This window comes from Myxococcus llanfairpwllgwyngyllgogerychwyrndrobwllllantysiliogogogochensis (assembly GCF_006636215.1).
Classification (GTDB): domain Bacteria; phylum Myxococcota; class Myxococcia; order Myxococcales; family Myxococcaceae; genus Myxococcus; species Myxococcus llanfairpwllgwyngyllgogerychwyrndrobwllllantysiliogogogochensis.
On sequence record NZ_VIFM01000137.1, the window covers coordinates 21,530 to 29,513 of the forward strand.

7 protein-coding genes are annotated in these 7,984 nt (G+C 65.9%); 6 read left to right on the forward strand and 1 reads right to left on the reverse strand.

The features are described 5' to 3' along the window. Positions 1-142 precede the first annotated feature (142 nt). The 6 genes from FJV41_RS28855 (at position 143) to FJV41_RS54995 (ending at position 6,225) form a co-directional block, all read left to right on the forward strand. Positions 143-1,780, forward strand: a complete 1,638-nt coding sequence (locus FJV41_RS28855; RefSeq protein WP_246137482.1) for a DEAD/DEAH box-containing ATP-dependent helicase — start codon at positions 143-145, stop codon at positions 1,778-1,780. Between the two features lie 83 nt (positions 1,781-1,863). Continuing rightward, positions 1,864-2,394, forward strand: coding sequence for a hypothetical protein (locus FJV41_RS28860; RefSeq protein ID WP_141645790.1), 531 nt, complete (start codon positions 1,864-1,866; stop codon positions 2,392-2,394). Positions 2,395-2,477: 83 nt separating this feature from the next. Next, complete coding sequence (locus FJV41_RS28865; protein ID WP_141645791.1) at positions 2,478-4,487, forward strand: DNA polymerase A family protein; 2,010 nt, start codon at positions 2,478-2,480, stop codon at positions 4,485-4,487. Between the two features lie 57 nt (positions 4,488-4,544). Then, a complete protein-coding gene (locus FJV41_RS52535; RefSeq protein WP_181791007.1) occupies positions 4,545-4,718 on the forward strand; it encodes a hypothetical protein in 174 nt (57 codons plus the stop codon). Further along, positions 4,718-5,278, forward strand: coding sequence for a hypothetical protein (locus FJV41_RS28870; protein ID WP_141645792.1), 561 nt, complete (start codon positions 4,718-4,720; stop codon positions 5,276-5,278). The genes FJV41_RS52535 and FJV41_RS28870 overlap by 1 nt, the downstream gene beginning before the upstream one ends. 101 nt (positions 5,279-5,379) lie before the next feature. Continuing rightward, a complete protein-coding gene (locus tag FJV41_RS54995) occupies positions 5,380-6,225 on the forward strand; it encodes a DNA cytosine methyltransferase (RefSeq protein ID WP_368773776.1) in 846 nt (281 codons plus the stop codon). A 234-nt stretch (positions 6,226-6,459) separates the two neighbouring features. Here the strand turns inward: FJV41_RS54995 and FJV41_RS28880 are convergent, their stop codons facing one another. Continuing rightward, positions 6,460-7,620 (reverse strand): site-specific integrase, encoded by a 1,161-nt coding sequence (locus tag FJV41_RS28880; protein WP_246137484.1) that lies wholly within the window; start codon positions 7,618-7,620, stop codon positions 6,460-6,462. Positions 7,621-7,984 lie beyond the last annotated feature (364 nt).

Sequence of the window (7,984 nt, forward strand, 5' to 3'; positions counted from 1 at the left end):
GCTCAGCCTGAAGCGCAAGAACCCGGCGTTCACTCACCGCGCTTTGTCGCTTGTGATGATGGAGGGCACTTTACGCGCGCCCTCGGGAACACGCTGCATCTGTGAGTCACTTCGGAAGCGCTGCCCTACGTCGCTCCTCCCCGTGCAGCGATTGGCGCTCAGCGAAGCCGCGCGCACGGGTGGCGGGCTCTTTCCCATCGGCGTGGGCCACGGGAAGACGCTGATTGATCTCCTGCTGCCGCTCGTGATGCCTGAGTGCAAGGTTGCCGTGTTGCTCCTGCCCTCGAACCTCCGCGCGCAGCTCATCGACGTTGACTGGCACTACTACGGCGGGCACTGGCGCTTGCCCAACCTCGCGGGCGGCAGGTGGTTCCGGCCTGGCCTGCCCGTCCTCCATGTCATCACCTACGAGAAGTTCTCGACCCAGGAAGGCACTGACCTCCTGACGCGCATCCGGCCGGACCTCATCATCTGCGACGAGGCCCACAAGCTGAAGGACCGGAAGAGCGCGCGCACGGGCCGCTTCCTTCGCTACCTGGAGCTGAACCCCGAAACGCGCCTCGTGGCCCAGTCGGGCACCCTCGCGACGCGAACGGTGAAGGACTACGCCCACCTCGCGGAGTACGCGCTACGTGACGGCAGCCCGCTACCGCTCAAGCACCATGTCGTCGAGGAGTGGGCCGCAGCACTGGACCCTGGCCATACCGTTGCGCCCCCGGGCGAGCTGCTCAAGCTCGTTGACCCCTATCAGCAGCTCGCCCCGCTCGAAGGGGAGAACGAAGCCGAGCGCGAACGCCGTCGGGTGCGGGATGCCTATCGGCGCTGGCGCAATGCAACGCCGGGCGTCGTGGCCACGGACGAGAGCGCCGTCGGCATGCCGCTGGTCATCCGCACGCGCGACCCGGGCAAGGTTCCCGACGAGCTGCTTGCTCACATTCAGACGGCGCTCGGCGGGCAACGCCCCGATGGCGAAGAGTTCGTCGACGAGTTGCAACGGGTCGTCTGCGCGCGGCAGCTCGCGAGCGGCTTCTTCCATCGCTGGCGCTACCCGGCCATCCAGGGCACGCCGCAAGATCCCGAGCTGATTCTTCGTTGGTTCTCACGCCGGCAGGAGTTCAACCGGGAGCTGCGCGAGCGCCTCAAGCGCCCCGCCGAGCACCTCGATTCCCCCGGCCTGCTCGTCCGTGCCGCGATTCGCGCTCACCAGTCCCCGCCCTATGACGGCGACCTCCCGACGTGGCGCGCGCACTCCTGGCCCGCCTGGGGCGAGATTCACAAGCGCGTCGTCCACGTCACGGAAGCCGTGTGGCTGTCCGACTTCATCGTGAACGACGCGGCGAAGTGGGCGCTACGCAAGGGGCAACCAGGAATCGTGTGGGTTGAGTTCCCCGAGCTTGGCGAGCGCATCGCGAAGGCGGCGGGCGTGCCCTTCTATGGCGGTGGCCCGGAAGCGTCGGCGACCGTCATTCGGGAGAGTGGGAAGCGCTCCATCGTCGCGTCACTCCGCGCGCACGGAACCGGGAAGAACCTGACGATGTTCTCGCGGATGCTGTTCGTGAACCCGCCAGCGGATGGGGCCGCGTGGGAACAGGCTATCGGCCGTTGCCACCGACAGGGGCAGCTCGCCGACGAAGTCGAGGTGGAGCTGTACCAGCACACCGACGAGCTAGTCGGGGCCTTCCAGCGGGCCCGCGACTTCGCCCGCTTCATCGAAGAGACGGAGGGCACACCGCAAAAGCTGAACCTCGCGGCCTATGGATGCGCTGCGCCCCAACCGTGAGCCACTCCCCGAAACCGCACACTTTATATGGGGCCACGGCACGTCGTCGCTGGCGCAACCCAAGCCGAAAGCCCCACGTAGATATGAACAACGCACTAACGAAGATTGCCACCGCGCAGCCCTCCACGAGTGGCCGCTACCCGCGATTCGGAAACTACCTGCTCGAAGTCTCGGTCGTCCGCGTCAAGGAAGGCTTCAAGGGGGACTCGGCGATTGCCGAGCTGAAGGTTCGCGAGTCCGCGCCACTGGCGGGCGGTGAGGCCCCAAGCAGGCCGGGGGAGACCGTCGACTATGTCGAGAACCTCAGCGACCAGAAGAAGGGCGGTGGCGGGCGCTTCAAGTCGTTCCTGATGGCTCTCGTCGGGGGCGAGGAGTACGAGTTCGCCAACCCCGCCGCGCTGAAGAAGTTCGTCGACGAGCGGCAGGCGGGCACGCACCTCCTGATTCGGTGCGAGGTCTACCCGAAACAGCTCCCCGCGAAGGACAACTTCCCCGGGAAGGTCATCAACGGCTATCGCTGGTCTCACGTCGAGCTGAACGACGAGCAGCTCGCGCAGGTCGAGCAGGCCCGTAAGGCCAGCAAGCTCCCCGCGCTCGCCGACGCCCTGGCCTGATGCCGGGCGGCGACTGACGGCGCTCTCTCCGTCGGCGGCTGGCCCACGACACGGGCCGCTCTCCCTTCCACACAAGGCATCCCGTGAACCTCTGGTCGTTTGATACGGAGACGTGGCTGATTCAGCCCGGCTTGCTTGCGCCCCCTCTCGTCTGCGCGAGCATCGCGATGCGTGAGCCCGGTAGCGAATGCCTTCTCGACAAGGCACAGGCCCGTGAGTTCTTCCGCGCCGCGATTGCCGAGCGTGACACGCACCTCGTCGGCGCGAATCTCGCCTACGACCTCGGAGTCATGGCCGCGGATGACCCGCGACTTGTCGCCCCCATCTTCGCGGCGCTCGAAGCGGGCCGGTTGCATTGCGTCCAGATTCGCGAAGCCCTCATCGACATCGCCCGGGGCCTGTACGGGGTGGACCCGTCCACCGGCCGGAAGCTCGAGGACGACGAGGGGGCACGCTACCCGCTCGCGCTCCTCGTCCAGCGCTACCTGGGGCTCGACATCAGCGAGGACAAGAAGAACCCCAAGGCATGGCGGCTTCGCTATGCGGAACTCGACGGCGTCCCTGTCGAGCGCTGGCCCCGGGAAGCGGCCGACTACCCGAAGCGCGACGCACGCTACACGCTCGACGTATTCTACCGGCAGGAGGCCATCGCCCAGGAGACGCCCAACGGCGGCAACCTGCATGCCGAAGCTGAGCAGATGCGCGCCGCCTTCGCCCTTCACCTCGCCTCAATCTGGGGCCTGCGGACGAACGGTGCCGCAGTCTCCCAGCTCCGTGAGCGCGTCGAGCGGGAATGGACCGAGAACAGGGCCAAGTTCCAGAAGGCGGGCATCTACCGCGAAGACGGCACGAAGGACTCGAAGCGCCTCGCGGCTCTCGTGACGGCGGCCTACTGCGGCGAGCCTCCCATCACCGCCCCCAGCGACAGATTCCCCGCTGGCCAGGTCGCGACCGACAGGGACACGCTGCTCGGTTCGGGTGACGCGCTCCTCGAAGAGTTGGGGAAGAGCGGGCGCGTCGACAAGTACAAGTCGACCTACCTGGATGTCGTCGAGGCCGGCACAGAGGCCCCCATCAATCCGCGCTTCAACGTGCTGGTGTCCACGACGCGTGTCAGCTCCGACTACCAGCAACTCCCGCAGAAGGGCGGCATTCGCGAGGTCCACGAGGCCCGCCCCGGCTTCGTCTACTGCTCGGTCGACTACGGCGGGCTTGAGCTGCGCACCATGGCTCAGCGGGCCATCTGGGAACTGGGCTTCTCGAAGATGGCAGACGCGCTGAACAGCGGCCTCGACGTCCACACGCTGGCTGCGGCCGAGTTCCTCGGGGCGAGCTATGACGAGCTGCTCGCGAAGGTGAAGGCGAAGGAACCGGTCGCGGTTGCCTTCCGCCAGCTCGCGAAGATTCTCAACTTCGGCAAGGGCGGCGGGATGACGGGCGGCTCGCTCGTCTACAACGCTCGCGCGAAGGACCGCGTCTCGTTCTGCTTGCTGGCGAAGCGCGCGGACGTCTGCGGTGTCGAGCGCGTCGTCGTGACAGTCCAACGCAAGCCGAAGATGGTCTGCCGGGCGTGCGTCGAGGTGGCGAAGGAGCTGGATACGAAGTGGCTCAACGCTTGGCCCGAGCAGCGCGAGCTACAGCACCGGGCGAAGTCGCTCACCTACGGGGGCGGCTTCTCGGACGTGATGATTCCGGGCGCCAACATCCTCCGTGGCGGGTGCGGGTACACCCAAATCCTCAACACGCCGTTTCAGGGGCTCGGAGCTGTTGGGTGCAAGCGCGCGATGTGGCGTGTCAGTCGCGAGATGTACGTCGACCGCAGCTCGCCCCTGTATGGCTCGCGGCTTGTCCTGATGGTGCATGACGAGCTGATTAGCGAGCTGCGCGCCGACGACCCGCAGCGCCTGCACGACGCGGCCGAGCGCAAGGCAGAAATCATGCGACAGGCGATGCGCGAAGTGACTCCAGACTTGGCGCCCGCCATCGAGGCCGAGCCCGCGCTGTCTCGCTATCTGTCCAAGGACGTAGCTACCGTGCGTGACAGCTCGGGGCGGCTAGTCGTCTGGGAACCCGCCACGAAGCGTGCGGCGTAATCCGCGGCCGAAATCCACACCATCTACAGGGGGCCTACTCATCCTAGATGGTGCTCAATGGACGCGCCGAACAACGCGCTCGACCAGTCCCCGCTTTGCCTGTTCCTCTTTCTTGATTCAGACCTCGACGACGCAGTCTCGCCCGACGTCGCAGACTTCTACGAACTGCGATTGCAGTCGGCTCTGAGCGGCGAGTCCGAGTCCCCCCTCATCGGAGTGGCTGACCTGTGATGGGCTCTACACTGCGGTTCCTCGTGGCGCTCGACCCCGGGCTTCGCGAGTGCGGTGTCGCGCTCTTCAACCTGGACACGGGCGAGCTGCTCGCGGCGGGCATGCCCACCAACCCCGAGCGGCAAGCCCGTGGGCTCGCGGCATGGGCGTGCATGGCGGGAGCGGTGGCCGAGTTTCTTTCGTCGTTCCTGGAGCCGCTCAGGGCCTCTGGCGCGGCTGTGTCCGTCACCGTCGCGAGTGAGTGCCCCCAGGTCTACACGGCGGGCAAATCCAAGGGCGACCCGAACGACCTCATCGAGCTTGCCGGTGTCGTCGGACGCGTTGCGGGCGCCCTGGGAGCCACGTCGGAGCGGAGCTACTTGCCGCGCGAGTGGAAGGGGACGCTGGATGCCGACGTGATGGTGGAGCGCATCAAAGCGCGCCTCGGTGAGCGTCCGCACGAACACCTTCGCGTCCAGCTCCCACGCGCCCAGGACAAGCACCACAACGTTTGGGACGCGGTTGGCATTGGCCTTCACTTCGTCGGCCGACTTGCGCCCCGGAAGGTCTTCCCCAGGTGAGCGCGCATGGCTTGGCTATTCATCCCGTCGGAGTTCATCCCCGCCGCGCACTCGAACTCTTCGCTGGCGGCGGCGGGCTCGCTCACGGTCTCAAGCTGGCCGTGCCTTCCCTCCGGACTGTTTGTTACGTCGAGCGGGAAGCATACGCAGCGGCCTGCCTCGTGGCCCGGATGGAAAAGGAAGAGCTGGATTCGGCGCCTGTCTGGGACGACGTTGGAACCTTCGACGGCAGCCCATGGCGTGGCGTCGTGGATTGCGTCAGTGGGGGATTCCCCTGTCAGGACATCAGCGTTGCTGGAAAGGGTGCTGGCCTCGACGGCGAGCGCTCGGGCTTGTGGCGCGAATACGCGCGAATCGTCTCTGAGGTACGACCCCGCTTTGTCTTCGTCGAGAACGTCGCGGCGCTCCGTTCGCGGGGCCTCGACCGCGTGCTCACCGACCTTGCCGCGCTCGGGTTCGATGCGGAATGGGTTTGTGTCCGAGCATCCGACGCCGGAGCGCCCCACAAGCGCGAGCGGCTCTTCATCTTGGCCCACTCCCAACACCGGGGAGAGCACGAACGGACACGGGAGGCGCGGGGGGAGACCGGGCAACGGGCGGCAGTCGGGGGCGGACCTGGGGGCGGTTGTGAAGGACTGGCCGACACCGGGGGCGTGCGACTGGAAGGCGGCGAGCTGCATCGGCCAGCGTCGCCGGCAGCTCTCGGAAGCCATCCTGAGCTTCCCTCGTGGCCCCCAGGGCGAGACGACCTCGCAGGATGGCGCGCAGTCCTCGCAAGGCGCCCGGACGTTGAACCCGCAGTTTGTCGAATGGCTGATGGGCTGGCCAATCGGGTCGACCGACTGCGGCTCCTCGGAAACGGCGTCGCGCCCCAGCAAGCGGCGCTTGCCTATGGACTCCTGCACGCGCGGCTGTTAGGTGCCGCACCGACGAAAGCTGAGCTGTGACATGTCCACCCATCCAACCGGCCCCGGGCTCGACGGACCTGCCGTCACGGTCGAGCGCGCTGCCGAGTTGCTCCAGTGCAAGCGCACTCGCGTGTTCGAGCTACTTGCCGATGGGCGACTGAAGCGCGCGCCCAAGTTCGGAAAGAGGACGACAGTTCGACTCGACTCAGTGCTCGCGTGCATCAAGGGAGATGAGGAACAGGCCACCCCTGCCCCTCGATCCCGTCGAAAACATCAAGCCACGGACTTCTCGTTGGAATCGTTCAAGTCCGCCGTCCGCGAAGCAATGGGCGGGTCCTCCGGGTGAATCAGATTGAGGGGGAGCTGAATCATCGGAGGCACCAAGACGCGCTTGTAGAACGTTCGCGTCGTCTTCGTGCTCCGATGGCCCATCACCGCAGCCACCTCTTCCACTGGAAGCCCCTGCTTCGTTGGACGAACCAGGACGCCGTAATCCGATGCCCAGTTCGAGAAACTGTGCCGGATCTCGCCGGGTGCGATGACCCGAATCTTCTCCCTCTCTTCGGGCGTCTCGCACTTCTCGCGAAGCCTGTTGGCGGCGCGTTTGAGCATCAAGAGCGCAGGTGCCCGGGTGAGAGGCCGCTTGCGCGCCTGGAGTCGAAGGGCCGCCGCGAACGCCTGGGCATCGAGGCTGACGACGTGGTCATCCCCGCGCTTGTGGAAGAAGGTCACCGTCCCCTTGATGCCGCAGGGGTCATCGACCTCTCTCAAAACGGCCTCCCCTCGCGCCACTCGGGCGATCTCGGTGTCGTGCATGGACGCCTTCGCTCGCAAGCAGAGAGTATCGCGAAGGAGCTGACTCGGGACCTCCGCGTAGACGGCCTCAACCTCCGACATCGCATAGCCCTTCACCCGGACGCTCTTCTCAGGCTTGGCCTGCGGCACCAGTAGGTCCAGGGTCGGGTCGTTGCTTCGGTGGAGCTTTCCTTCTTCACGAAGCCAGGAAGCAAACGATTTGAGGGCGACGATGCGGTGATGCTCGGCGGTCTTCCACCCCTTGAGCATCTTCCTCAGTTCCAAGAGGGTCACTTCCCGCATGTCTCGGCCGTTCAGGGCCACACCCCAGTGCGAGAGGTAATTTCCGAGAATGTGCTCAACATATTCCTTATTGAGACCCTCTTTGCGCGCGTGCTCGATGAACTCCTTGTGAAGCTCGGGCGTCAGGACGACAGCGTCGGCAGCAGCCCTCTCTGCCTGTTCCGCTGCAAGAAGGACCGTTTGCTTTTTCGTTCTGTAGCTAGCTGGGTCACGGTCGAAGAGGACCAGTTCCGCGAGGGCGTCCTCCTCCGTCAACGCATCTAGGGCGATGGCCTTCACAGCCCCGCTGACTCGGCGCTCGATAACCCACACCGTCCGACCACGGACCTCCTTCACCCGTCCCCCTTTCCACCTCCCTACCCACGAAGCCGGCACCGGACCTCCCTTGCGTTGTTCCTTTGTTGTTCCTATGTTCTACACCATGCAAGATCCCCTCGCAAAACAACCGGCCTTTCAAGCCGGTAACACGGGTTCGAATCCCGTCGGGGACACTGCAATCGGGGCCGGAAGCCGCTGGAATCTCAGCGGCTTCCGGCCTCGGTTCTTTCAGGCTCTTTCTCGTCTCCTGGATATCTTGAGCCGGAGACGCATCCCGCCCTCCTCCAGCCGATTCGTCAGGGGCGGAGCGTGCGCGTCAGTGCTAGGCCCTGCTGTCATGTCCGGCGACTCACCCGTCCCCGCCCCCGGCGGCCTGCCCACC